General features: G+C 67.9%; 22 protein-coding genes and 2 pseudogenes. 9 read left to right on the plus strand and 15 right to left on the minus strand.

The genetic code is table 11. The features are described from left to right. Nucleotides 1–5: 5 nt before the first annotated feature. The 3 genes and pseudogenes from NM2_RS13725 to NM2_RS13735 all read right to left on the minus strand — a co-directional run bounded on the left by NM2_RS13725 (nucleotide 6) and on the right by NM2_RS13735 (nucleotide 1925). A complete protein-coding gene (locus tag NM2_RS13725) occupies nucleotides 6–200 on the minus strand; it encodes a ferredoxin (RefSeq protein ID WP_067668423.1) in 195 nt (64 codons plus the stop codon). Between the two features lie 416 nt (nucleotides 201–616). Further along, a pseudogene (locus tag NM2_RS51585) lies at nucleotides 617–867 on the minus strand (DDE-type integrase/transposase/recombinase); the annotation flags it as partial. A 146-nt stretch (nucleotides 868–1013) separates the two neighbouring features. Further along, entirely contained in the window at nucleotides 1014–1925 is a 912-nt protein-coding gene (locus tag NM2_RS13735) for an NmrA family NAD(P)-binding protein (protein ID WP_067668427.1), read from the minus strand. 112 nt (nucleotides 1926–2037) lie between these two features. Here NM2_RS13735 and NM2_RS13740 point away from each other — a divergent pair, with 112 nt between their 5' ends. Beyond that, the gene (locus NM2_RS13740) at nucleotides 2038–2607 is read left to right on the plus strand and encodes a TetR/AcrR family transcriptional regulator (RefSeq protein ID WP_067668429.1); all 570 of its coding nucleotides are present in this window, start codon (nucleotides 2038–2040) and stop codon (nucleotides 2605–2607) included. A 149-nt stretch (nucleotides 2608–2756) separates the two neighbouring features. On the opposite strand, the pseudogene NM2_RS47465 reads toward NM2_RS13740, so the two are convergent. Beyond that, nucleotides 2757–2899: pseudogene (locus NM2_RS47465) on the minus strand (carboxymuconolactone decarboxylase family protein); the annotation flags it as partial. A 194-nt stretch (nucleotides 2900–3093) separates the two neighbouring features. Here NM2_RS47465 and NM2_RS13745 point away from each other — a divergent pair. From NM2_RS13745 to NM2_RS13755, 3 genes are all read left to right on the plus strand, one after another. Continuing rightward, on the plus strand, nucleotides 3094–3363 hold the full coding sequence (locus tag NM2_RS13745) for a hypothetical protein (protein ID WP_157121072.1): 270 nt from the start codon (nucleotides 3094–3096) through the stop codon (nucleotides 3361–3363). A 71-nt stretch (nucleotides 3364–3434) separates the two neighbouring features. Next, nucleotides 3435–3653, plus strand: coding sequence for a hypothetical protein (locus NM2_RS13750; RefSeq protein ID WP_157121073.1), 219 nt, complete (start codon nucleotides 3435–3437; stop codon nucleotides 3651–3653). Beyond that, a complete protein-coding gene (locus tag NM2_RS13755; RefSeq protein WP_067668435.1) occupies nucleotides 3650–4348 on the plus strand; it encodes a hypothetical protein in 699 nt (232 codons plus the stop codon). Before NM2_RS13750 ends, NM2_RS13755 begins: the two co-directional genes overlap by 4 nt. A gap of 666 nt (nucleotides 4349–5014) precedes the next feature. On the opposite strand, the gene NM2_RS13765 is transcribed toward NM2_RS13755, so the two are convergent. From NM2_RS13765 to NM2_RS13795, 7 genes are all read right to left on the minus strand, one after another. After that, nucleotides 5015–6160: an acyl-CoA dehydrogenase family protein gene (locus NM2_RS13765; RefSeq protein WP_067668439.1), complete on the minus strand. Its 1146-nt coding sequence runs from the start codon at nucleotides 6158–6160 to the stop codon at nucleotides 5015–5017. A 168-nt stretch (nucleotides 6161–6328) separates the two neighbouring features. After that, the gene (locus tag NM2_RS13770; protein ID WP_084530934.1) at nucleotides 6329–7237 is read right to left on the minus strand and encodes a lysophospholipid acyltransferase family protein; all 909 of its coding nucleotides are present in this window, start codon (nucleotides 7235–7237) and stop codon (nucleotides 6329–6331) included. Nucleotides 7238–7320: 83 nt separating this feature from the next. Beyond that, on the minus strand, nucleotides 7321–8982 hold the full coding sequence (casI, locus tag NM2_RS13775; RefSeq protein WP_067668676.1) for a steroid-22-oyl-CoA synthetase: 1662 nt from the start codon (nucleotides 8980–8982) through the stop codon (nucleotides 7321–7323). 73 nt (nucleotides 8983–9055) lie between these two features. Next, nucleotides 9056–10579, minus strand: a complete 1524-nt coding sequence (gene hflX / locus NM2_RS13780) for a GTPase HflX (RefSeq protein ID WP_067668441.1) — start codon at nucleotides 10577–10579, stop codon at nucleotides 9056–9058. A 70-nt stretch (nucleotides 10580–10649) separates the two neighbouring features. Next, nucleotides 10650–11543 (minus strand): diaminopimelate epimerase, encoded by an 894-nt coding sequence (gene dapF, locus NM2_RS13785; RefSeq protein WP_067668678.1) that lies wholly within the window; start codon nucleotides 11541–11543, stop codon nucleotides 10650–10652. Nucleotides 11544–12087: 544 nt separating this feature from the next. Next, nucleotides 12088–13026 carry a tRNA (adenosine(37)-N6)-dimethylallyltransferase MiaA gene (gene miaA / locus NM2_RS13790; RefSeq protein ID WP_157121074.1) on the minus strand — a complete coding sequence of 313 codons (939 nt, stop codon included), beginning with the start codon at nucleotides 13024–13026 and terminating at the stop codon, nucleotides 12088–12090. Continuing rightward, entirely contained in the window at nucleotides 13023–13934 is a 912-nt protein-coding gene (locus tag NM2_RS13795; RefSeq protein WP_157121075.1) for a class III extradiol ring-cleavage dioxygenase family protein, read from the minus strand. The genes miaA and NM2_RS13795 overlap by 4 nt, the downstream gene beginning before the upstream one ends. A 268-nt stretch (nucleotides 13935–14202) precedes the next feature. On the opposite strand from NM2_RS13795, the gene NM2_RS13800 reads away from it, so the two are divergent. Continuing rightward, on the plus strand, nucleotides 14203–15717 hold the full coding sequence (locus tag NM2_RS13800) for a DUF349 domain-containing protein (RefSeq protein ID WP_084530935.1): 1515 nt from the start codon (nucleotides 14203–14205) through the stop codon (nucleotides 15715–15717). Nucleotides 15718–15792: 75 nt separating this feature from the next. Here the strand turns inward: NM2_RS13800 and NM2_RS13805 are convergent, their stop codons facing one another. After that, nucleotides 15793–16380 (minus strand): Rv2732c family membrane protein, encoded by a 588-nt coding sequence (locus tag NM2_RS13805; protein WP_067668684.1) that lies wholly within the window; start codon nucleotides 16378–16380, stop codon nucleotides 15793–15795. Between the two features lie 402 nt (nucleotides 16381–16782). Beyond that, nucleotides 16783–18333 (minus strand): tRNA (N6-isopentenyl adenosine(37)-C2)-methylthiotransferase MiaB, encoded by a 1551-nt coding sequence (miaB, locus tag NM2_RS13810; protein WP_067668686.1) that lies wholly within the window; start codon nucleotides 18331–18333, stop codon nucleotides 16783–16785. A gap of 203 nt (nucleotides 18334–18536) precedes the next feature. Between miaB and NM2_RS13815 the strand changes: the two genes are divergently transcribed. The 3 genes from NM2_RS13815 to NM2_RS13825 all read left to right on the plus strand — a co-directional run bounded on the left by NM2_RS13815 (nucleotide 18537) and on the right by NM2_RS13825 (nucleotide 22371). After that, the gene (locus NM2_RS13815; RefSeq protein ID WP_067668688.1) at nucleotides 18537–19388 is read left to right on the plus strand and encodes a glutamate ABC transporter substrate-binding protein; all 852 of its coding nucleotides are present in this window, start codon (nucleotides 18537–18539) and stop codon (nucleotides 19386–19388) included. A 115-nt stretch (nucleotides 19389–19503) separates the two neighbouring features. After that, nucleotides 19504–20847 carry a bifunctional o-acetylhomoserine/o-acetylserine sulfhydrylase gene (locus NM2_RS13820; protein ID WP_067668445.1) on the plus strand — a complete coding sequence of 448 codons (1344 nt, stop codon included), beginning with the start codon at nucleotides 19504–19506 and terminating at the stop codon, nucleotides 20845–20847. 279 nt (nucleotides 20848–21126) lie between these two features. Then, nucleotides 21127–22371 carry a serine hydrolase gene (locus NM2_RS13825; protein ID WP_067668447.1) on the plus strand — a complete coding sequence of 415 codons (1245 nt, stop codon included), beginning with the start codon at nucleotides 21127–21129 and terminating at the stop codon, nucleotides 22369–22371. 162 nt (nucleotides 22372–22533) lie between these two features. On the opposite strand, the gene NM2_RS13830 is transcribed toward NM2_RS13825, so the two are convergent. Continuing rightward, on the minus strand, nucleotides 22534–23439 hold the full coding sequence (locus NM2_RS13830; protein ID WP_067668449.1) for a serine hydrolase: 906 nt from the start codon (nucleotides 23437–23439) through the stop codon (nucleotides 22534–22536). Nucleotides 23440–23875: 436 nt separating this feature from the next. Next, nucleotides 23876–24784, minus strand: a complete 909-nt coding sequence (locus NM2_RS13835) for a LysR family transcriptional regulator (protein WP_245718024.1) — start codon at nucleotides 24782–24784, stop codon at nucleotides 23876–23878. A gap of 137 nt (nucleotides 24785–24921) precedes the next feature. Here NM2_RS13835 and bla point away from each other — a divergent pair, with 137 nt between their 5' ends. Continuing rightward, nucleotides 24922–25851: a class A beta-lactamase gene (bla, locus tag NM2_RS13840; protein WP_067668453.1), complete on the plus strand. Its 930-nt coding sequence runs from the start codon at nucleotides 24922–24924 to the stop codon at nucleotides 25849–25851. The last annotated feature ends 31 nt before the right edge of the window (nucleotides 25852–25882 follow it).

Here is a 25882-nt window from a genome sequence, read left to right on the forward strand (position 1 = left end):
CTTGCCTATTCGACGATGGAGATGGCTCGCTCCGGGCACGAGTGCACGGCTTCCCGCGCACTCTCCCCCCGATCAGCAGGAACGTCCTCACCGATCGCCGACGAATGCCCGTCGAAATCACTGAGCGTGAAGACCTTCGGCGCGATCATCGCGCACAGAGTGTGCCCCTGGCAGCGTTCGGCATCCACATGAACTCTCACAATCGATTCCCTTCATCATGTATCTCACCAATGCGCTGCGTCCCGGGCGCGTGGGCCGACGCGCGGCCGGACAAGCACCTCCTGCGCGACCCCGGCGAGATCCACACCGCGCCCACCTCTGGCGAGGGTGTGCCGGGCGGATTCGCCCTCGACACTTCGGGATTCAAGATGACCTCGCTGCCGCACAGTCCCGTGATTCGAGTCGGCGTTGGGACCCAACGCATTCAGCCATAACTCTAAAGTCTTAGAGACAGCGAGCGCAAGGCAGAGAACGCCTCGGTCCGCTATTCGAAGGTCGAGTGAAGGGTGCGCCGATGCCCGGCTATGCCGTGGGAAGCAGCCGAGACGCGATACTGCGGCCTGTGCCTCGCAGCGGTGGCTCCTGTGAGCCGACCCGGTGAGTCCGGAGACTTACTGGTGTGACAGAGGGTGTTGTCGAAGCTCGATCCCACCTCGCCTACGCTGGGCCGTATCCCGGCTTCGGCGAAACGTTCGGTGAACGCGATCGATGTGCAATGGATTAATCCCGCGATCCTCGATCATTGTGGTGCACAATGTCTTTCACATCCCATCCCTCACGTTCACGAGTCCAGATGGCATGCTCCATCACGTCGAGCACCAGCGTCGCGGTCATCGATGTCGATGTGCGCCAGCCGATGATGCGCCGCCGGCGCAATCCAGTTTCGCCTGATCGTGACCGAGCGGCCCGACGACGCCTTCGTGAAAGGGCTCACCGAGCTCGTGCAGCGCGGCACGAGACCGAGCTGACAGCGACCGGGCACGACGAGCCGCGATCCGATCCACGCTCCGACCTCAACGCCAGATGTTCGGGCGCGCGGAGATTGATCGCGCGGAGTATTGCCGTGCACCTTCACGCTCCAGCCAGGTGGTGAAATCCAGCAGTTCCGGATGGCATCGCCGCAGCGCCACGATGTCGGCATTCCAGCCTCCGCCCTGGTTGGCGAACCGGTAGCCGGCGAGGGCGTCGGGGTCCTTGTCCGACAACGCTTCTCGTGGGATCGCTCGGTATTCGATCGGTTGTCCGAGGGACCGGCTCATGGCCTCGGTGATCTCGGTCATTGTCAGCTCGTCGCCCGCCAGTTCCACTGCGGCTCCGATGTATTCGTCCGGGTGAGTGAAAGCCCGCGCGGCGAAGACACCGATGTCGGTACCCGCGATCAGCTGCACAGGTACGTCCGGATGGATGACATCGGTGAGTACTCCCTCGCGCAAGCCGAAGCGGGGGTCGAGCTGGTTCTCCATGAAGCGCACCGGGCGTAATGCGGTGGTCGGCAGGCCGAGCCGAGTCGAGTATCTCTCCAACTCCGCCTTGCTCTGCCAGCGGCGAATGCCGTGATCGGCGTCCGCAGCGCCGACCGAGGCGTAGACGAAGTGAGCAACACCCGCTGCCGCTGCCGCATCCGCGACATTGCGGCCCAGTCTCAGTTCATCGTCGACGGTGAAGCCGGGGGGTGTGCCGGGGTATCCCGCGGTCGGTTGCACGCTGAACACCCCGTGAACATCCGCCGCCGCCGTATCCAGCGTGGTTCGGTCGCCCATATCGCCACGGGCCAGTTCCGCACCTGCCCCCGCCAACGCTCGAGCACTCGCCGTTTCCGGGTCACGCACCAGCGCACGCACCCGCCAACCCGCCGCCAGCAGTGCGCGAGCCGTTGCGCCGCCTTGGGTGCCCGTCGCTCCGGTAACCAACACGATTTCCGACATCGCATCCTCCTCGAATAGCGCTGTTCGCCTGTATCGGCAATAAGTGGGGATTGTCCCCGTTTAGCTGTCGGCTACAATACGGGGACTGTCCCCGTTTTGCAATCGGAGTGAAATGACACCAGCCCGGAGCAGACCGGCCCGCGCCGATGCGCTGCGCAATTACGAGCGGCTCATCACCGCCGCCACCAATGCCGTCGCCGAACACGGCCCGCAGGTGCCGCTGGACGACATCGCACGCGCCGCCGGGGTCGGCAATGCCACGCTCTACCGCCATTTCCCGACCAGACAGGCACTACTGGAAGCGGTCCACCACGACCACATAGAGGCACTGGTCCACCGAGCCGGCGACTTGGCCACGGCACACGCCCCCGCCGAGGCGCTCAGGTTGTGGCTCGACACCGTTGTCGCACAGGGCAGCGCCACCCGCGGCCTCGCGGCCTCGCTGCTCGCAGTCATCGGCACATCGACCGAATCTTGGTGCCGGAAAGAAATATTCGCCGCGGCAACCGGCCTTTTGCAGCACGCTCAAGACGCGGGCGAGATCCGTTCCGGGCTGACCGCACCCCAGTTACTGAAGCTCGTCAACGCGATAGCCCTTGCCACTGAAGGAGATCCGGACCGAACCCAGCAAGCCCGCACACTGCTGGACTTCCTCTTCGACGGCCTTCGCGTCCAAGGGTGACACTGTGCACGCGACAGAGCTGTGCGTAGCTCGAAAGGACTGGCCGAACGTTCGCCGACGCCGCCGATCGCGCTGCTCGGACTCGCACATACGGCGCGGCCCGGCCCGGGATGGAACGGTCCTGGGCCGGGCAGGGATTGGTGTGCCGGTCAGTTCGCCACATTGTCGAATGTGCCGGCCTGGTAGGAGCCACCTGTGGTCCTGGTAATCACCAGCAGCCGGTTGCGGCGTTGATCACGGCGACCAGGTAGACCAGGGCGGCGATCTGGTCATCGTCGTAGTGCTTGCGCACCAGGAACACTCCCGCGGACTCGCAGCAAAGATCTCACCGTGACGAACATCGCCCACGACTCAGCAATTAGGCGGAAAACATCCCCTTCTGCCGCTTACCGCGCTGCCCGAACTGGCCAAATCGAGAACTCTGGAGCAATCGGCTCGACTGGGACCCATAGCGCGAACAACGACTGAATGAGGATCGTCCAGCGCGTGGAAGTCACAATCCGGGGTCGAGTCGTCAACGCCTCAGCGAACCTGTCACTGGCAACAAACATTGGCCACGTATCCCAGGCGGGTTCAGTTACCAAGACGTTCAAGAATCCTGGAACCCGCACATTTCTGACCCACTTCATCGCCGCCGGCCAACTCTCGGCGGCCGGGATCGCCAACGCGGTCACCAGTTACTCGCAAACCGTGCCCGACCCCGCCCGCGCGGACACCCTCGACGATCTGGCGCTACGCGCCATGCCCCTCGCCTGAATCCTCTCCGCGCCCTATGCCTTGTTGCACCGCAACAAGTTTCATCACCCAACACAATGGAGGTACTCATCATGACCAGCACTGTTCCCCGCGCCGAGTACGAGCGGCTGCACTACTTCGGTGCCGCGGGCCCGGTGTCCGAGCTGGGCGAGGAGATCGCGCATCGCTGGCAGCACGAGCATGCCGATTGGAAGGGCCGCTACTGGAGGTACACCTTGATCGCCGAGGACTCGGAGTTGATGACCGTCGAGCCGGTCAACGTCTCCGCTCGCAGCAAGGGTTCGCGGTGACCGGGGCCACCGAACGCCCGCGCCCGATAACCCCGGCCGAGCGCGACATCGTCTCGCGCGCTTTCGGTTTCCCGGGCTGGCGAGACATGGTCGCCGCGCTCACCTGCCCGGCACGCCGCCACAACCCGGCCGCATCGACCGCCCGATCCGCACAGCCCGTCTCCCGTACCCGAGCGGTGACGCTGGGGGTGCGCAGGCGGCCCTGGACGCGGGCACCGCGCACACGGTTGCCGTCCGCGGCGGCGATCGTGGCCGCGTGCTCGCAGGTGATCGTCCCGTACGGCGACGGCGAAATCCTGGATGCGGTAAGGGATTTAGCGGGATTGGCGATGCACGAGCACACCGCGGACCCGCGGGAGCCGATCTCTCCCACGCAGGTGGCGTTCGAGCACGACGAGCTGATCGCGACCCTCGACCGGCTCACCGCTGCGGCGTTACCGGTGCGGTCCCGTCGCGAGGTGGCGGTGCATACCGAGCCGGTCTCGCCGGTGATCGACAGGTTGGTGACCTTCGCGGTCACTCGCGCGGTCATCGACCCGCACACGGGCGGTCCACGGCCCGAGTGCCGGGGCGTTCGGTGGGGTTCGGTTCGGCTTCAGCGGTGCACCGATCTCGGCACGGTAACCAGGGTTGCAGGTTCGGTTGGCCGACCGTACTGCGCCCGAACCGGATTCGAACCGATCGTGAGGACATGACCTTCGACCTTCTCACCGCGATCGGTACACTCGTCCTCGCCCTCCAGGCCGCTGCCTCGGCTCCCGCTGCCGCCGCCACGCTACTGCGCGCCTGCCGACAGGTGGTCGACGCAGCGCGTGACCTTCGCAACGCCATCACGCAGCCCACCGAGCGGCACCGGAACAACCAAACCGACGGCCAGCCTGTGACTGCTCGCGGCGTGATTAGCGGCTGCGATGCGAGAGCGGGGTGTAGCCGTCGAGCCGGGCATCCGAGCGGTTTCGGCTCTGTCTTGTGCGGATGTATGGTGCCAGACTTCGATGAGCGGACCGTCTACCCAGGCTCAGCGGAATGGACCGATGCCGACGGCCGGAGGTCGTAGTGTTACAACAGCATTGGCTTCGCGACTGCGTTCGAGCCGAGCCGAACGAGGGGTGAGTTGATGGTCGACGTCGATGTGGTCCAGACACCCACAGAGTGGCGTGCCGCGTTGGATGCGCTGATCCAGCTAAGACCGTGTCTCATGTGGATGACTTCGCGAGTTTCTTGTGCGATCGAGGGTGTGTTCACCCGCCCCGAGGGCAGTACCCCGGTAGGGTACCCCCCTCGAAACGGAGTAATTTCAGATCTGGGACGGGATAATGACGGGATTTCCGCCGCCTCCTGACCCCCGAAACCGCCCCCTATCAGGCAAGTTTCAGCGAACGACCGATGATCTCCTTCATGATCTCGGTCGTGCCGCCGTAGATGGTCTGGACGCGCGCGTCCATGTATGCCTTGGCGATGGGGTATTCGCGCATGTAGCCGTAGCCGCCATGGAGTTGCAGGCATTTGGTGATGAGGTCGAGTTCTTCCTCGGTGCTCCACCATTTGGCCATGGCGGCCTCCTCGACGGTGAGTTTCTCCTCGTTGAGGGCCTCGATGCACTTGTCGACGAAGACGCGGACCGCGGTGGTCTTGGTGGCCAGTTCGGCCAGGACGAAGCGGGTGTTCTGTTGCGCACCAATCGGTTTGCCGAACGCTTTGCGGTCGCGGACGTACTGGATGGTCATGTCCAGGCAGCCCTCCATGGCCGCGACGGCCATCACCGCGATGGACAGGCGCTCCTGCGGGAGGTTCTGCATGAGGTGGATGAAGCCCATCCCCTCGGTGCCCAGCAGGTTCTTGCCGGGGACCCGGACGTCGGTGAAGCTCAGCTCGGCGGTGTCCTGTGCCTTGAGGCCGATCTTGTCCAGGTTGCGGCCACGCTCGAAACCCGGCATACCGCGCTCGACCACTAGCAGCGAGAAGCCCATCGAGCCCTTCTCGGGATCGGTCTGGGCGACCACGATCACGATGTCGGAGTTGATGCCGTTGGTGATGAATGTCTTGGCGCCGTTGAGAATCCAGTCGTCGCCGTCCTTGACCGCGCGGGTCTTGATGCCCTGCAGATCCGAGCCGGTGCCGGGCTCGGTCATCGCGATGGCGGTGATGATCTCACCGGAACAGAAACCGGGCAGCCAGCGCTGCTTCTGCTCCTCGTTCGCCAGCTCCAGCAGATAGGGGGCGATGACGTCGTTGTGCAGCGTGAAACCCAGGCCCGAGTACTGCCCCTTGGTGGTCTCCTCGGTGACGATCGCGTTGTAGCGGAAGTCCTTCACGCCGCCGCCGCCGAACTCCTCGGGCACGGCCATGCCCAGGAAGCCCTGCTTACCGGCCTCGAGCCAGACCTGCCTGTCGACAACGCCCTGCTCTTCCCACTCCGCGTGATTCGGTGCGACGTACTGCTCGAGAAATTTGCCGTACGACTCCCGGAACAGGTCGTGTTCCGGTTCGAAAAGGGTGCGCTCCACGCCAACCTCCTAGTGACCACATGGGCTACCTCGCCTCTGCCCATACGGTACATGGAAGTCGAATCGCCGTTTACTTCGATCCTCGAAAAAGTAGTCCCAACTGCGTTACACGGCCGTCCAGCGGCGACGATGAAGTCCCGAACCGCGGTAAACCTGCCCGCGGCTGCCCTACAGGCCGACCGCCCCGCGCACCCGGCCCAGCAGGGTCCTGCCGCGATCACGCTCCCGCTCGGCGAACAGGAACCGGAGCTCCTCCTCGAGCGCCTTGCGCACCACCGCCTGTAAATCCTCGGCGGCCCTGTCCAGATCCGGCGCATCGGCCCACGGCGTCGTCTCGATGGGCGTGCCCGCGGAGTAGTAGAACCGCTCGGGCTTGGGCAGCAGCGTCGGGCCCAGGCCCCGGACCAGTGGCGGAGTCAGACTGCGGTGCAGTCCCAGCGCCTCGACGAGCATCCGCACCGGGCGCATGGCCAGATCGTCGCCGTCGAAGATGATGTCGTAGACGTCGTCCGCGCCGATCATCGCCATCGGCACGATCGGTGCGCCGGTCTCGATCGCCATCCGCGCGAAGCCGGTGCGTCCCTCCCATTTGAGGACGTACTTCTCCCCCTTGCGGCGCACGGCCTCGCGCCCGCCGCCCGGGAAGACCAGCACCATCTCACCCTCTTCGAGCAGTGTGCGGCAATTCTCGCGGTTGCCGCGCACACACCCGATGCTCTGCAGGATGTGCCGCACACCCGGCACGGTGATCAGCGCATTCTCGGCCAGGCCGCGCAGCAGCCGACCCCGCGTGCGCGCGAGTTCGGGCCACAGCACCGGGGTATCGATGCCGAGGAAATTGTGGTTGCCCACCAGCAGCACGGGACCGTCGGCGGGAATGTTCGACAACCCGTGGAATACCGGACTCGTCCATGCCCGCAGGGGTGCCGCAAGGGCCTCGAGTCTTCGAATATCGTTCTCCTCCAACGATATCCGCAGCGGCGCGCCATCCGACAACACGGTTGTGCCGGTAGCCGTCGCTACCGGCTCGAAATCGGACAAAAAATCCTCCCAGCAGGCCGTTTCCAGAGTCGCCATGGTAGCGACCTCGCCTGAGAGAAACCTTCGAGATCCGGCGGACTTCGCGACGGCCGCACCGGGGACCGAACGGGAGGTCGCCACTAGGCGCCGAGCAAACGCCGCCTACCGTGCGCGGCGAATTCGGCCTCGAGGGCGGATCTGCCCCCGACGGTCAGCGCGGCGTATTCGGGCCCACCGCGCCCCGACCAGTGATACACCGCATCCTCGGTTCGCCACGCCTGTTCCTGCAACTGCCGCTTGAGCACCTTGTTCGAACCGGTCACCGGCAGATTCGCCGAGACCCGCAGCAGCCGCGGCGTCCCCTTGGCACCGAGATCGTCCTGGGCACAAAGGAATTCGGCGAATTCGAGCAAATCGAACCCGGCCGGATCGGCGACCTCGACCGCCGCCATCACCTGATCGCCCGAACGGGGATCGGGCACGCCGTAGACCGCCGCGGCGATCACCGCGGGATGACGGCGCAGCACCCGTTCGATCATGAGCGCCGAGGTGTTCTCCCCGTCCACCCGGATCCAATCACCCTTGCGACCCGCGAAGTAGAGGAATCCGCCGGTATCGATGTAACCGAGGTCGCCGGTCCAGTACCAGCCGTTGCGGATGCGCTCGGCGTCGGCGGCGTCGTTCTTGTAATACCCCTCGAAGGACAGGGCGCCCGCCTTGTCGACCATCTCGCCGATGGCCTCGTCGGGATTGCGGACCCGGCCGTATTCGTCCAGTTCGGCGCGAACGCACTCGGTCAGCGTGTCCGGATGGACGACCGCCACCCCGGCATGCGCGGGACGGCCGAGCGCACCGGGCGGCGACTGCGGATCCAGTGCGACCATGCCGGAGCCCTCGCTCGAGCCGTAGCCCTCGAACAGCTCCGCGCCGAAGCGTCGGCGGAATTCGGCCTGATCCGCCGTGGATGCCTCGGTGCCGAAACCGCGCGTCAGGCGATTGTCGGAATCCTCGGGCGTCTCGGGCGTCGCCATCAGGTAACCGAGCGCCTTGCCGACGTAGGTGAAGAAGGTCGCGCCGTAATACCGGACGTCCGGAAGGAATTGGGACGCAGAGAATTTCGGTGTGAGACATACCGTCGCGCCGACCGCCAGGGCCGGGGACCACAGCGCCATGATCGCGTTGCCGTGGAACAGCGGCATACAGCAGTACTCCACGTCCTCACGGATGTGCCCGAATTTCGCGACCGCCGCGTACGCCACCCGGCTCAGACGTCCCTGGGAGCATTTGACGGCCTTGGACATGCCGGTGGTTCCGGAGGTGAACAGCAACAGCAGCAGCGAGTCCGGTCCCCCGGCGGCCTCGGGCTCACACCGATGCTCTCGCACCGCGCGCACATACTCCGGATCGTCGACCAGCAGAAAGCGATCCCGCGTCAACCCGGTATCCAGATCCCGCAACCGCTCGAACCCCGCGGCATCGGTGACGATGAGCTGGCAGTCGGTGTACCGGATATCCGCACCGAGCTGTTCGGTGCCGCGCGTGGGATTGATCCCGACCACCGTCGCGCCCGCCAATGCCGCCGCGCCGAGCCAGAAGACGAAATCCGGCACGTTCTCCAGCAGGACGCCGATGTGGAACGGACCGTCGCGGCGCACCTCCCGGGCCAGCGCCGCACGCGCCGCCGATTCCCGGACCACCTCGTCCCAGGTCCAGGTGGCGGTGCGGGACAGCAGGCCGGGCCGGTCGTCGCCCAGTCGGTCCAGCAGCATCGTCGCGATATCGGTGCGCAGGTGGTCGGTCATCTCGACCAGCGTGGCAAAACCGGTGCGGGTTCCGCCAGGAATCACCGACTGAGCGGGACTCGGCCTTGTGCGATCAGCCCTGGGAGACCAGGCCGTCGGTCTCGGCGGATCCCGCGTGCGCGAATTCGGCCAGCGACGCCGCCAGCGGCCTCGGCACGCGCGCGCAGACCCGGGTTCCGGACTCCTGGTGCTCGGAGCTGATGATGCTGCCGTCCGCGTGGATCCGGGACAGCAGATCGCCGCGGCTGTACGGCAGCAGCACGCTGACCTCGACATCCAGGCCGCCGAGGATCTCGGCCAGTCGATCGCGCAGGTCCTCGATGCCCCGCCCGGTGCGAGCGGAGACGAAGACGGCATCGGGGAGCAACCCGCGCAACTGCGTCAGCTCCATCGGGTCCAGGGCGTCGATCTTGTTGACCACCAACAACTCCGGCGGAGCCGGGGTGCCGGTCTCGCGCAGCACATCGGTGACGACCGCGCGCACCGCCTTGATCTGCTCGCCGGGCAGCGAATCGGAGCCGTCCACGACGTGCAGTAGCAGATCCGCGCCGGTGACCTCCTCGAGCGTCGAGCGGAACGCCTCCACCAGCTGCGTCGGCAGATGCCGGACGAATCCCACGGTGTCGGTGAACACGACCTCGCGACCGTCCTCCAGGGCGGCGCGTCGCGTGGTCGGGTCCAGGGTGGCGAACAACGCGTCCTGCACCAGGAGGCCCGCCCCGGTCAGGGCGTTCATCAGGCTCGACTTGCCCGCGTTGGTGTAGCCGACGATCGCCACCGACGGAATGCCGCTGGAGGTGCGCCGGGACCGCTTCGTGTCGCGAGCGGTCTTCATCTCCCGGATCTCGCGACGCAGCTTGGCCATCCGCTCGCGGATCCGGCGACGATCGGTCTCGATCTTGGTCTCACCCGGACCACGGGTACCCACACCGCCGCTGGCGCCGCCCGCGCGGCCACCGGCCTGCCGGGACATCGACTCACCCCAGCCGCGCAATCGCGGCAGCATGTATTCCATCTGCGCCAGCGAGACCTGCGCCTTACCCTCCCGGGAGGTCGCGTGCTGGGCGAAGATGTCCAGGATCAGCGCGGTCCGGTCGATCACCTTGACCTTGACGACCTTCTCCAGCGCGGTCAGCTGCGCGGGCGTCAGCTCGCCGTCGCAGACGACCGTGTCCGCGCCGGTGTCGAGTACCACCGCGCGCAACTCGTCGGCCTTGCCCGAGCCGATGTAGGTGGCCGGATCGGGCTTGTCACGACGCTGGATCAGCGCGTCGAGCACCTGCGAGCCCGCGGTCTCGGCGAGTGCGGCCAGTTCGGCCATGCTCGCCTCTGCCTGTGTCGCGCTACCCTCGGTCCACACTCCGACCAGCACGACCCGTTCCAGGCGCAGCTGCCGGTACTCGACCTCGGTGACGTCGGTGAGCTCGGTGGACAGGCCCGCGACGCGACGTAGCGAGCTGCGCTCCTCGAGCTGCAGTTCGCCGACGGTCGGGTCGGGAGCCCACCCGCCGCCCGCACGATCCTCGTCGGGGGCGGTCGCATCCTCCGGGACCAGCTCGTCGACCGGAGTGAACTCATACGTTTCGGATTTCCTCATATACCTCCATGCTCCCACGACAGAACACGAAGATGCACTCGAGTTATTTCCGGCAGGGCGTGCGAGGGACTCAGATCCCGTCCCACCACTGCCGGGCGATGCGCCCGGAGGCGACCAGCTCGGAGGGACCGCGCAGCCGGGCGTCACCGTGATCGATGCTCACGGTGACCGCTCCCCCGGGCACCCACACGACCACCTCGCCGGAATCCTTCTCGATCGCGAAGCCCTCGCGCACCAGTGCCGCTGCCGCCGCGGCCACGGTTCCCGTTCCGCAGGAACGGGTTTCGCCGACGCCGCGTTCGTACACGCGCATATCGACCCCGCGCCGACCGTCGCCGGAGTCGCCCAGCGCGGTGAGAATTTCGACGTTCACGCCGTGCGGGAACATCTCGGGTTCGTAGCCGGGTGCCACGGTCAGATCGAGTTTCGCCAGCGCCTCGGCGGTCAGCTCCGGATCCACGCAGGCCAGGTGCGGATTGCCGACGTCGATGCCGATACCCGGGAACGCCCGGCCGCCGAGGGTCGCGAAGGACTCGCCCAGCTCCCGCACCCGACCCATCTCCACGGTGACCTCGCCGTGTACCCGATCCGCGGCGTGCACGACCACCGGCCGCGCCCCCGCGCGCGTCCCGACCACGAACGATCCGCTGGTCTCCGCCCCGATCACCGCGAGGTGATGGGCGAACACCCGCACGCCGTTACCGCACATCTCCGCGATCGAACCGTCGGCATTGCGGTAGTCCATGAACCAGTCGTCCGGGCCGACCCCCTCGGGCAGCTCGTCCAGCACACCCGCTTCGACCAGGGGTTCACCCCACGCCACCCGCAGCACACCGTCCGCACCCAGGCCACGCTGCCGATCGCACAGCGCCGCCACCCGGCTCGGCGTGAGATCCAACCCGGCCTCCGGGTCGAACAGGATCACGAAATCGTTCTGGGTGCCGTGGCCTTTGGTGAATTCGATATCGGACACTCCCACATTCTCCCTGTTCCACGCCGAGACACTCGTCACCGGGGTCGGCCCCGCATCACAGCCTGCCCGAACCAGCACCGCACCCGCCCGAAGAATTCCGCCGCACACGCCCGCCAGGGATCCGACGCCGCCGAGCCCGCGTCGTCCGGGCGCAGACGGCCCCGCCGCAGGCCTCATCCCGAGGGCATCGGTGCCTTGTCCATTACCAAGCGACCTCACCCACGACTCGTCCCGCGACCTGCCGTGTGACGGGTGTCCGGCAGAGCCGGTGGACACGATTGTCGCCGCAGATGGGCGTGACCTGCTTGCGTGGGTAATTCAGCCACATGCGTCAGGTCGAACGGAGCGGGACATCGCGCTCACGTATCCAGCGATCTGCGGAATCAGACGCGTCGAGACGGCGAATTCGTACGTGCAGCTTTGTCGTATCGGCGAATGCCCCGACCGCACGTCCGTGCCGATGGGTCCGCGGCATCGATACGACGGCATCGCCCCAGCGCAGCCGGTGTACCGGGCCGACCCCGGGTTCTCGACCTCAGCGCTCGATGCGTTCCCGGTCGGTCTTATCGAGACGGGGCAGCACGTGTTCGAGGGCGGATTCGGGGAGGTGGGGGTCGGCGCCATCGAGCCAGTGGACGCGGGGGTCGCGGCGGAACCAGGAACGCTGACGGCGGACGTATCGTCGAGTGCCGATGAGGGTGCGTTCCTGCGCGTGGGCGAGGTCGTATTCGCCGTCCAGGTAGGCGAGAACCTGAGCGTATCCGATTGCGCGACGGGCGGTTTGCCCCTCTCGCAAACCCTGTCCGAGGAGAGTGCGCACCTCGTCGACGAGGCCGTCCTCGAACATGGCCGCGGTGCGGATCTCGATGCGCGCGTCGAGTTCGGCGGTCTCGCGATCGACGCCGAGAATGATTGTGCCCCAATGCGGTTCACCGATCTGCGGTTGGGAGGCGGCGAACGGGCGGCCGGTGAGTTCGACCACCTCGAGCGCGCGCACCATGCGGCGGCCGTCGGTGGGCAGAATCGTCTGCGCCGCAACGGGATCGGCGTCCCGCAGGGCGGCGTGCAGCGCGGCCACACCGCCTTCGGCCAGCAGCGCCTCCCATTTCGCGCGCACCCGCGAATCGGTGGCCGGAAAATCCCACCGGTCCAGCAACGCCTGGACGTACATCATCGATCCGCCGACGATGACCGGGGTGCGCCCGCGCGCCATGATCGCCTCGACATCGGCAGACGCGCCGGTCTGATAGGCCGCGACCGTGGCGGTTTCGGTGACGTCGAGCACGTCGAGCTGGTGATGGGCGATGCCGCGACGTTGCGCCACCGGGAGTTTGGCGGTGCCGATATCCATGCCGCGATACAGCTGCATGGCATCGATGTTGACGATCTCCCCGTCCAGGCGTTGCGCCAATTCCAGTGCGAGATCGGACTTTCCGGTGGCGGTGGGACCGACCACGGCGATCGGGGTGATCACGAACCGACCCCGGGACGCCAGGTGCTCACCTGATAGCCGACGCCGAAAGGCGCTGCCCGGTAGAGGGTTTCGACCTTCGGGACGTCGCCGGAGAACAGTCCGGCCAGGACCTGGTAGGCCGCGCGGCCCGATACCCCGAGCTCCGCGCACAGATCGGTGTCGAGCGTCGTCAGGACGGTCGCCTCGCCCGCGGAGAGGGCGTCATCGATCCGGTCCTGCACCGCCTGCGCGCGCGGATCCAGATACCCCGGCGCGCTGGTCGACAAGGTGGCCGCCCCGTCGGCGATTACCAGCACGCCGTGCGCCTCGGGTTGCGCGTCCAGCTCGCGACGCAGCCGCTCGCCCAGCTCCACACACCGCCCGGCCGGGGCATCCTGATCCACCAGCCACGCGTCGGCCCTGACTTCGTCCCCCACGCATCCACGCACCCATCCGCCGATCAGCACGGCCAGCGGCAGCCCAGGATCCGCGGGACCGTCCCCCTGCAGCGCGACCTCCGACAGTGCCACGCGGACATCGGCCCCGTAGCCCCGGAACGTTCCGATCGTCCCGGCACCGAACAGCGGCACGTCAGCTCGGGGAGCACCCAGCCTCGGCACCCCGCCCGACGCACCCTCCGTCCCGGCGCCGATCACCGGGCTCGCCCCGGGTGATCCGCCCGATGTGTCATCCGTTCCGGGCGCGAACACCCCCGCCTCGCGCGGGCCGTTCCCGTCGCCCGCCGCACTCACCCCGACGACCGTCCACCGCGATGTGAACGCGGCCAGATCACGCGCCGCGGTCAGCACCGCCTCGCGCAGCGGGCGCACCTGTGCCGCGAGATGCGTGCCGTCCGCCTCGGGCCGTCCACCGCACAATTCGGGGACCAGCACGGGCGGTGATGGGATCAACACGGCGAGACCGAACACGCCGTCAACGGTAGCGGCACGGCCCGGCGGCGCGGCGCGGCCGGTCCGGACGGGGTGCGCCGAAGCGTTCGGCCAATTGCCGGATAGGTCCGAAAGAGGACGCACGACCCCTCCCGCAAGGGTCTTTAGCACGTATTCGCCGTGCCTGCCACCGTTCACACTGCGCCACCCGCGATAAGAGGCGGCGTATCTGCGGTTCGGCTGGTTGAATGGGGATGAAGCTAGGGCGTAACCAGGCAGCCGTGACGCGCGGCAGGGACGAGGAGTGATGACCGAGAACAGCGGAACCGAGAAGGCTACCCATCCGGATACCGGTACGGCGCAGCAGTCCAGCACCTCCGCCGCACAGGGACCCACGCCCGCCGATACAGCGGCTCGGCCAGGTCCTCCGGCGCCCAAGCCGGGCGCACCGCGGCCGGGCGCACCCAAGCCGGGTACCCCTATTCCGGGTGCCCGCAAACCCCACGCGCCGGCATCGCACGACGCGCCCAAACCGCACGCGATCAAACCCACGCCGGGCGCGCCGCAGGAGCATCCGCATCCGGTGGTGGTGCCTACGGTCAGTGACCCGAGCCGCTGGGGCCGCGTCGACGACGACGGCACCGCATGGGTCAAGACCGCCGAAGGCGAGCGGGAGATCGGTTCCTGGCAGGCCGGTGACGCCGCCGAGGGCCTGGCGCACTTCGGCCGTCGCTTCGACGATCTGGCCACCGAGGTCGCCCTGCTCGAGGCGCGTCTAGCGGCCGGAACCGACGCTCGCAAGACCAAGACCGCGGCCCTCGCGCTTGCCGAATCGTTGCCCACCGCGGCGGTGATCGGCGATGTCGACGGCCTGGCCCGGCGCCTGCAGGCCATCGCCGAGCACTCCGACGAGGCGGCCGCGCAGGCCAAGGAGGAGAAGGAGCGCTCCCGGCACGAGCAGACCGAGCGCAAGGAGACCCTGTGCGCGGAGGCCGAGCAGATCGCCGCCGACTCCACCCAGTGGAAGGCCGCGGGCGATCGGCTGCGCGAGATCCTGGACGAGTGGAAGACCATCCGCGGGGTGGACCGCAAGGTCGACGACGCCCTGTGGCGTCGCTTCTCCAAGGCCCGTGAGGGGTTCAACCGCCGCCGCGGCGCGCATTTCGCCGAACTCGATCGCGAACGGGCCGCCGCCAAGTCGCGCAAGGAGGAGTTGTGCGCGCGCGCCGAGGAGCTGTCCTCCTCGACCGACTGGGCGGGCACCGCGTCGGTCTTCCGCGATCTGCTGACCGAGTGGAAGGCCGCGGGCCGGGCCCCGCGCGAGGCCGATGATCAGTTGTGGCGGCGTTTCAAGAACGCGCAGGACGTCTTCTTCGGCGCGCGCAATGCCGCGGCCTCGGAGCGGGACGCCGAATTCGAGCAGAACGCGACCGCCAAGGTGGAACTGCTGTCCAGCTTCGAGCACCGGATCGCGGCCCATCTGGAATCGGATCTGGAGGGTGCGCGCACCGAATTGCGGCATCTGCAGGACCGGTGGGACGAGATCGGCAAGGTGCCGCGCGAACGCATGCAGGAACTCGAGGGCCGGTTGCGCGCGATCGAGAAGCAGGTCCGCGACGCGGCCGACACGCAGTGGCGACGCACCGATCCCGAGGCCGTGGCGCGCGCCGCGCAGTTCCGCGAGCGCGTCGCCCAGTTCGAGGAGCAGGCGGCCAAGGCGCAGGCGGCCGGGCGCACCCGCGATGCGGACAAGGCTCTCGAACAGGCCCAGCAGTGGCGTGAATGGGCCGAGGCCGCCGAGGGCGCGGTCACCCGCCGCTGATCACGGCACCCCGAATCACGTTGCGCGGTAATCGGACTCGACGCTGACGTCGAGTCCGATTACCGCTGGCGCGGGTTACTTGTCCTCGTCCTCACCCAGCAGCCAGCGGCGGCTGCGCTCTTCCTCGGCCGCGGCGGCGAGGCGGCGCTGCTCCTCGGCCTCGAGCTGGACCGCGGTGCGGCTCCAGACCACCTTGAGCCAGTGGAAGGTCAGCACGATCATCGCGATCGCGCCGAGGATCAGGCCGATCGACGGTCCGGCGCCGTGGTAGTTGCCCAGGTCCGGGGTCTGGCGATGCCAGATGGACAGCACGCCGAAGACGCTGCCGACCGCCGATCCGGCCACCGCGACCCATGCCAGGGTCCAGCGACGGGTCAGCAGGGCCAGGGAGGAGAAGCCGATGCCGAAGATCAGCACGAACCACTGGAACACCCGCGAAGGCAGTCCGATGTGGTCGGCGACGGCCGTGTGGTCGAACAGCAGGATGTCCATTCCGCGGGTGTGACCGGTGTGCGGGAGCACCAGGGTCAGCAGCAGCACGAAGACCGCGCCCGCGACGACCATCGCGCGATAGCCGGGATCGATCTCACCGGCGATCTTGCGCTCGACCGCCTCCAGATCGTCGTGATAGGACTCGAAGACCTGAGTCTGCTCGGGATTCATCTGCTCCTCGTTCGACTGGGAATCGCTGCTCACGGTTTCGGACACGGCGTCGGCTCCCGACGTCGCGACCGTGTCCGACACGACACCAGCTGCGTTCGAATCACCCTGTGGCGCAATGGCTTCGCCGTTCGTATCGCCGTCCGGCTCGGCGCTCTCGGGCCCCCGATCGGCCGACGCTCCGGGACCGCCATCCGCACCGGCCGAGGCCGGCCCGCCGGGCCGGGTTTCGTCTTCGGGATGTTCGAGCATCAGTTCTCCACCACTGGTCGCGGTTCTCCGATGGGGTGATCCGGTCTCCGCATCACCTCGAGCCGGGCATCCGGCCTTCGCCACCGAGTCACGCTCCCACCCTACGACTCGACGTCACGGCACTACGACCCGACGTCGTAATAGCGCGCCCGATCACACCTCGCACCCGGACCCGCAGCCCGCGGCGGCGGGCAGCGGTTCCGGTGCGCCGATCCGCGGCAGGCCGAGCCCGACGCCGATGGGAGCGGTCTTGGGCGTGATGCCGCGCTCGTGCGAATCGCCCGCGCGGGTGCGGCGGTGCTCGCGGATCTCGCTGTCGGCGATCAGGTGGTGCGGCGCGGCCCCGGTGAGCACGACGCGCACGATGTCGCCGGGCCGGATGGAGTTCTGCGCGGGCGGCCGGAAGTGCACGAGCCGACCGTCGCGGGCCCGTCCGCTCATCCGAGCGGTGGCGGCGTTCTTCTTGCCCGCGCCCTCGGCGACCAGCAGTTCGACCTCGGTGCCGAGCAACGCCCGGTTGGCCTCGAGCGAGATCTCCTCCTGCAACGCGATGAGCCGGTCGTACCGTTCCTGCACCACCGCCTTGGGCACCTGATCGGCCATGGTGGCCGCGGGCGTCCCCGGACGGATCGAGTACTGGAAGGTGAACGCGCTGGTGAACCGCGCCTGCCGCACCACGTCCAGGGTCTGCTGGAAGTCCTCCTCGGTTTCCCCCGGGAAGCCCACGATGATGTCGGTGGTGATCGCGGCGTGCGGCATCGCGGCACGCACCTTCTCGATGATGCCCAGGTAACGCGCCGAACGATAGGACCGGCGCATGGCCTTGAGCACCCGATCCGAACCCGATTGCAGCGGCATGTGCAGCTGCGGGCACACGTTCGGGGTCTGCGCCATCGCCTCGATGACGTCGTCGGTGAATTCGGCCGGATGCGGTGAGGTGAACCGGACCCGCTCGAGCCCCTCGATACTCCCGCAGGCGCGCAGCAGTTGTGCGAACGCACCCCGGTCGCGCGGCTCGCCGGGGTCCGCGAAGTTCACCCCGTAGGAATTGACGTTCTGCCCCAGCAGGGTCACCTCGAGCACGCCCTGATCGACCAGCGCCTGCACCTCGGCGAGCACATCGCCGGGACGCCGGTCGACCTCTTTGCCGCGCAGCGACGGCACGATGCAGAAGGTGCAGGTGTTGTTGCAGCCCACCGAGATGGACACCCAGCCGGCATAGGCCGACTCGCGCTTGGCCGGCAGCGTCGAGGGGAACGCCTCGAGCGATTCGAGGATCTCGACCTGCGCCTGTTCGTTGTGCCGGGCCCGCTCCAGCAGCACCGGCAGCGAACCGATGTTGTGCGTGCCGAACACCACGTCCACCCACGGCGCCCGGCGCAGTACGGTGTCGCGATCCTTCTGCGCCAGGCAGCCGCCGACGGCGATCTGCATACCGGGCCGATCGGCCTTGATCGGGGCCAGATGGCCGAGCGTGCCGTAGAGCTTGTTGTCCGCGTTCTCACGCACCGCGCAGGTGTTGAAGACCACCAGATCCGCGGTCGCGCCCGGCGCGGCCCGATGATATCCGGCATCCTCGAGCAGGCCCGAGAGCCGTTCGGAGTCGTGCACGTTCATCTGGCACCCGTACGTGCGCACCTCGTAGGTACGGGTCGTGTCCGCGGCGGCCACCGCTCCTTCCGCGGCACCTGCTGCCACCTGCATCGACGAATTCACCTGTCCAGGGTATCGGTAGTACGCAAATCCGATTCGGCCCGTTCCCCGGGGCCGAGCGGGGGCGATGCCGGTCCGGCGCGCCGAGGGGCTTCGTGGGCGAGATCCTGAATCATCGACCGGCGTTGCCGCACACTGGGAATGCCACCGATCCGCACTCGGCACGGTCCGTCGTTCAGCAGAGAGGGCATTCGATGAGGTTCACCCGGGCACTGCGCCTCGGCATCGGCGTTCTGGTACTCACGGTCGTGGCGAGCGGATGCGGGTCGGGCGGTCCCAGAACCGCCGTCCAGGACGCCGCGGCCGGAAAGCTCAGCGTCGGCATCAAATTCGATCAGCCCGGGATGGGTCTGCAGAACCGGGACGGCACGTTCTCCGGTTTCGATGTGGACGTCGCGAAGTACGTCGCGGGCAAGCTGGGTGTCGCGGCGCGGAACATCACGTTCAAGGAGGCGCCCTCGGCCCAGCGCGAGCGGCTGATCCAGGGCGGGCAGGTGGACATGGTCGTGGCCTCCTATTCGATCACCGACCAGCGCAAGCAGAAGGTCGATTTCGCCGGGCCCTACTTCATCGCGCATCAGGCCCTGCTGATCCGCGCGGACAACACCGCCATCCACGATCCGAACTCGCTGCCCGCGGGCAGCACCCTGTGCACGGTGGCGGGGTCCACATCCGCCGAGCAGGTGAAGCGGGAGTTCCCGCAGGGCGTGAAACTGATCGAGTACGACACCTATTCGCTGTGCGTCGAGGCGTTGCAGAGCAAGATGGTCGACGCGGTCACCACCGACGACATCATCCTGGCGGGCTATCAGGCGCGCTCGCCCCGGCTGCTGAAGCTGCTCGGCCCGATCACCCTCGACGGCCGGCCGGTGCAGGAGCTCTACGGCATCGGATTACGCAAGGGCGACAAGGAATCTCGCGACCGGATCGACGACGCGATAAGCGCGATGCTCACCGATCCCGCCGAACCCTGGCAGACCGCGCTGACCCGGAACCTCGGCGCGGACTTCCCGATCCCCGCACCGCCGACCGTCAACCGGTACTGACCGGCCGGTCCGCGACCGGTTCGACGTGCCCGTAAGCTCGCGGTTCGCGGCCGATTTTGGACTCACGCAGCGTGAAAATATTTCCTGGCGAGAGCATCATTTCTACCGTTGCCGAATGACCGCCAACGAGTCTCCTCAGCCCGATTCGACCGCCCCCGAAGACCCAAGTGCCGCTTGGAGTTTCGAGACCAAGCAGATCCACGTCGGACAGGTGCCGGACGACACCACCAACGCCCGCGCGCTGCCGATCTACCAGACCACCTCGTACACCTTCCGCGACACCGCGCACGCGGCGGCGCTGTTCGGCCTCGCCGAGCCCGGCAACATCTACACCCGCATCGCCAACCCCACCCAGGACGCGGTCGAGCAGCGGATCGCCTCGCTCGAGGGCGGCGTGGCCGCACTGCTGCTGTCCTCCGGGCAGGCCGCGGAGACCTTCGCGCTGCTGAACATCGCCGGGGCCGGTGACCACATCGTGTCCAGCCCGCGGCTGTACGGCGGCACCTACAACCTTTTCCACTACACGCTGCCCAAGCTCGGCATCACCGTCGAATTCGTCGAGGACCCGGACGATCTGGAGCAGTGGCGTGCGGCGATCCGCCCGAATACCAAGGCGCTCTATGGCGAAACGGTCTCCAACCCGCAGAACCACATCCTGGACATCCCCGGCATCGCGGAGGTCGCGCATGCGGCCGGTGTGCCGCTGATCGTCGACAACACCGTTCCCACACCGTATTTGATCCAGCCGCTGAAGCACGGCGCCGATATCGTGGTGCACTCGGCGACCAAGTACCTGGGCGGCCACGGTGCGGCGATCGCCGGTGTGATCGTCGACGGCGGCAACTTCGACTGGACCGGGAAGGACGCCGACGGCAAGCCGCGTTTCCCCGGTTTCGTGGAGCCCGACGCCAGCTACCACGGGGTGGTCTACGCGGAGCTGGGCGCTCCCGCGTATGCGCTCAAGGCCCGCGTGCAACTGCTGCGCGACCTGGGCTCGGCCATCGCGCCGTTCAACGCGTTCCTGATCAGCCAGGGCCTCGAGACGCTGAGCCTGCGGGTGGAGCGGCACGTGCAGAATGCCCAGGCGGTCGCCGAATTCCTTTCCGAGCGTTCGGAAGTCACCTCCGTCGCGTACGCGGGCCTGCCCTCCTCGCCGTGGTACGAGCGCGGAAAGCAGTTGGCGCCCAAGGGAACCAGCGCGATCATCGGATTCGAGCTGGCCGGTGGCGTTGACGCCGGGAAGCGTTTCGTGGAGGCGCTGACCCTGCACAGCCACGTCGCCAATATCGGTGACGTCCGCTCGCTGGTGATCCACCCGGCCTCGACCACCCACTCGCAGCTGACTCCGGAGGAGCAGCTCGCCGCGGGCGTCACCCCGGGCCTGGTTCGCCTGGCGGTCGGCATCGAGGGGATCGAGGACATCCTCGCCGATCTGCGGACCGGATTCGCCGCGGTCTGAGGACGGCAGTAGAGGCGTCGGGTTCCGCACGGGGAGCCCGACGCACACCTCACCGGTCGTCACGCCCCCGCACACGGTCACGCCCCCGCACAGGGTCACGCCCCTGCACAGGGTCACAAACCCACGCACGGTCCAAACCCGCGCACGGTGGAGAATTCCACGACGTTATGACGTGGTGACCCGCGCCCCAGGGGCGGTGCATCGTCGAGATCATGGCGGTCCATGGTTCGGCGCAGTGCGTGAAGTGATCCGTCGCCCAGGCCGACCTATGCTGGCCGGATGAGCACACCCGCAGCGCTGGTGACGGTTGCCGAGGACCTGGAAGCGGTGACCACGATCGGAGACGAGGACGATCCGGCCGCCGCCGGGCTGAGCAAGGCGCAGGTCGAGGCGGTGTGGGGTTCGGTGCGGCAGTGGTACCGGCTGGGCACCACCCCCGCGATCCAGATCTGCCTGCGGCGCAACGGCCGCATCGTGCTCGATCGCGCCATCGGGCACGGCTGGGGTAACGCGCCCGGCGACGATCCCGCCGCCGAAAAAGTACTGCTGACCCCGGACATGCCGTTCTGCGGATTCTCCACCGCGAAGGGCGTCGCCGCGGCGATCATGGCCATGCTCATCGAGCAGGGATTCTTCGAATACGAGGATCCGGTCGCCCAGCACATCCCCGAATTCGCCGCGCACGGCAAGGAGTCGATCACCATCGGTGACGTGCTGTCCCATGCGGCGGGCGTGCCGTTCGTGACGGGACCGTACCGGGGTTTCGAGCTGGTGGTGGACGATGAGCTGGCCGCGCGGGCGCTGGCCGATCTGACTCCCGCCTGGCCGCGGGGGCGGTTCCGGGTTTATCACGCGATGACCGGTGGGCTGATCCAGCGGTTGCTGGTGCAGCGCGTCACGGGGAAACGGATGCGCGATCATCTGGCCGAGCAGATCCTGGACCCGCTGGGCTTCCGGTGGACCAGTTTCGGGGTGCGGGCAGAGGATGTCGAGCAGGTGGTGCCCAGCGTCAAGACGGGCCCGAAACCGTCCCCGGTGATGAAGTTCCTGGCGCACAAGGCGCTCGGCGGCGCGTTGAGCGGGCCGATGTCGGCGGAGAAGAATCGTGATTTCCTCACCGCCGAACTGCCCTCGGGCAATCTCGTCACCACCGCCGCGGAGTTGTCGCGCTTCTACGAGATCCTCACGCGCGGAGGCGAATTGGACGGCGTGCAGATCATGAAACCCGAGACCGTCCGAATGGCGGCCGCCCCGGCGAAGTGGATACCCGGCGCCGCGGGAAAGGTCAGCCGCGCCGGATTCGAGCTCGGCGGACGCCGGTCGAAATTCGGCCGGAACACCGAATCCCATTTCGGTCGTAGCGGTTTGACCACCCAGTACGGCTGGGCAGATCCGGCTCGCGGACTGTCCGGTGCGATTCTGACCAGCGGCAAGGCGTCCACCGATGTCAAACGCCCGGTTCAGCTGTGCGCCCAGATCGCCCGTGTCATAGGGCATTCCGACACCCCGGCATTCACCCTCTGAACCTGCCGTACCCATAAAGGCTCGACCACAGCGCAGCAACACTCGAAGCGCGAACTGAACGCCTGATCACGCTCACAGGCCACCTGGACGCGCTCGGAGATGCGCTACACGGCGGGCATACGGCATCCACCGGTGGCCGCGACGGTTCACCCGAAGTCTCACTCAGGGGCGGATTCGCAACTCGTTGTGGATGATTCGAGCGGCCTTGGCCATGATCGCCTCCGCGCCCGGCTGGAGTACGGCGGGAACGCGGGACTGAGTCAGGGCCGCGACGGCGAGGGTCTGCCCGTCGGCGTGTTCGACGACGCCGACCTCGTGACGGAAGTTCAGCAACGAGCCGGTCTTGGAGGACCAGCGCGAGGCATCGGAGCTGAAATCAGGCGCGAGGCGGTGCCGAATCACGTTGTCCGCCATCAGCTCCCGAGTCCGTGCGGCGGCCGGTTCGGTGATGGTGGTCGGTCGCCACAGCCCCTGTAGCAGATCCGCGAAGGCGCGGGCCGAGCCGGTGTTCGCACTCCCGACGTCCAGCTGCGGCACCGGATGACCGTGTCCCGCCGTCGCGGCCTCGATGGCGAGTGTGTGGGCCAGATACGCCTGGGCCTGCTCGAACGCCTCGGCCGGCGTGTGGGTCAGATCGTCCATCAGATGCCGCACGGCGATCCCGTCGTAGCCGAGCCGCCGCAGTTCGGCGCTCACCGCGGCGGGCGGCGTCAGGGCGAACAGCGCGTCGGCCGCGGAACTGTCGCTGATGGCGATGCTCAGATACAGCAGGTCATCCAGCGCGATGGTGGCGGGATACCGGAATTTCGCCACCCCGATCGGCCCCGGCGTGGCGATCGCCCCCGGCCGCACCGTGATCGGCGTGGCCGGATCGAGTTCCCCCCGCCCGACCCGCTCCAGCGTGGCCACCACCAGCGGCACCTTCACCAGCGAGGCGATCGGCCACTCCAGCTCCGCGTCGACCCCGAGCTCGTCCCCGCTGTCCAGATCCCGCACCAGAATCGACCCGCGCAACCCGGCATCGTCCAACTCCTGCCGCGCCGCCCGCAGCGCCCTGGTCATCCCCATTGCCGCACAACCCTTCTCATGAACGAAGCACCGTTGTCATGCCCGCGGTATCGCCCGGCACCGCCGTCCCGGGCCCCATCGAACAGGCCGATCGAGTCCGGGGTCGCCGCACGGCCACCGACGCGAGCGCGTCGCCGGGTATGTCCGACCGAAGGCCCATTCACCGATCACCCATCATCACGACCGCAAACCGTCGGCGGTGGTCGTTCCCTCGCCGATGTGCGGCAGGCCCAGGCAGCGGGCGATCACGACCGCAGCCCAGCAGCAGTGTCGATTCCCTCACCGACGTGCGGCAGGCCCAGGCAGCGGGCGATCACACGGTGAGGCGGGTGGCGATGCAGTCGGCGTCCGCGAGCTGGGCGACGGCGACATCGTAGCCACGGGCCGGGTCCGAATCGCCGACTGCTCACCATCACAACCACGGACCACCGCACCATCACGACCGGAGCCCAGCAGCAGTGTCGGTTCCCTCGCCGATGTGCGGCAGGCCCAGGCAGCGGGCGATCACGCGGTGGGGCAGGGTGGCGACGCGGTCGGCGTCCTCCGGGTAGGCGGCGGCGATGTCGTAGCCGCGGGCCGGGTCCAGTTCGCCGATGGGTCGCCAGTTCAGGCCGAATTCGGCGGCTTGGGTCGGTGAGCAGAGCAGCAGATCCTCGGAGGCCAGGACCGCGGCCGCGGCGGTGACGAGGGGCTGACCGACGACGACCTGGACGGGTTGCAGGCCGAGCGAATCGCGCAGGCGGATGATGCGGTCGCGGATGTGCGGCACATCGTCCTCCGGCTGGAGCCAGACTCGGCGGCGAGGGCTGTCGCGGTCGGCGCGTCCGGCACGCAGTGTCTCGAGGTAGATCGGCGTGCTGTGCGGGCCGCCGGTATCGGCCAGCCCCAACGGGATTCGCCAGACCGCACGATCGGCGGGCACCGCGACCAGGGCCGCCCGCACCTCCTGGGTGCGGGCCAGCTCGGCGCGTTCGCGCGGGTCCGCCGGATGCAGGTCGAGGGTGAGGCCGCGGGCTGTGCCGTCGGCGACCAGGCGGGCCAGCGGGAGCGGGCCGCAGACGGCGGGCACCGCCATCCGGAACGGGCGGCTGCGGGCGCGTTCGGCCTCGTCCCGCATCGCCTCGGCGAGTTCGACCAAGCGCCGCGCCGAGGGCAGCATGTCGCGGCCGAAGGCGGTGAGTGTCGCGGTGCGCGAGGTCCGGTCGAGCAGCCGGGCCCCGAAATGCTGTTCCAGCGCGGCGATGCGACGGCTGGCCACCGATTGCGGGATCCGCGCCGCGGCGGCCCCGGCGGTGAAACTGCCGTGACTGCTCACCGAGACGAACGCCCGGCAAGCGGCGACCATATCCACGATGCCGCAGTCTATGCCGATTCGGCATCGTTTCGGTGATTTCTGTCTTGGACGGCATCGAAGATCGGTGTCAGGCTCGTCGTCACCACGCCGCCCGTTCCGGTGCGGCAGTCGATCGGGAGGCGAGATCGATGTTCCATTCCGTCCGGTTCCACCGGGCCGCAGCCACTGTCGCGGTCGGCACGGCCCTGCTGTCGCTGTGCGCATGCGGCTCGGACCAGTCCGGTTCGTCCACGACCACAACCTCTGCCGCCGCGCCGACGACGCCGGTAGCCGGCACCGAACTATCAGGCCGATTCGGCGCGCTGGAAAGCCGATTCGGTGCGCGCCTGGGGGTTTTCGCGCTGGACACCGGGTCCGGACGCACCGTGGAGTACCGCGCCGACGAGCGGTTCGCATTCTGCTCCACGTTCAAGGCATTGGCAGCGGGCGCGATCCTGACCACCGCGAACAACGCCGAACTGGATCGCCGGATCACCTACACCGCAACGGATCTCACCGCCTACGCGCCGATCACCCGCCAGCACGTGGCCGACGGGATGACGGTGCGGGATCTCCTGGACGCCGCGGTGCGCTACAGCGACAACACCGCGGCCAATCTCCTGTTCGGGCTGATGGGCGGCCCCGCCGGTTTCCAACGCGACCTGCGGAATCTGGGTGATCAGGTGACTCGGAGCGACCGTCTCGAACCCATGCTCAGCGACGCCACCCCCGGCGATCCGCGCGACACCAGCACACCCCGCGCCTTCGCCGCCGATCTGCGAACCTACGTCCTGGACGCCGCACTGCCCACAGACAATCGCGCACTGCTGGCCACGATGCTGCGCGCCAACACCACCGGTGCGGGTCTCATCCGCGCCGGTGTCCCGGCCGATTGGGTGGTCGGCGACAAGACCGGCAACGGCGATTACGGCACCCGCAACGACATCGCCGTCCTGTGGCCACCCCATCGCGCCCCGCTCGTCCTCGCCGTCATGTCCACCCGCCACGGCCACGACGACACCTACGACAACGCCCTCATCGCCCAGGCCGCGAACGCGGCGGTCACGGCATTGAGTTGAGACCAATCCTGCACGGACACAACAGAATCGA

This window comes from Nocardia miyunensis NBRC 108239, assembly GCF_001613065.1.
Taxonomy (GTDB): domain Bacteria; phylum Actinomycetota; class Actinomycetes; order Mycobacteriales; family Mycobacteriaceae; genus Nocardia; species Nocardia miyunensis.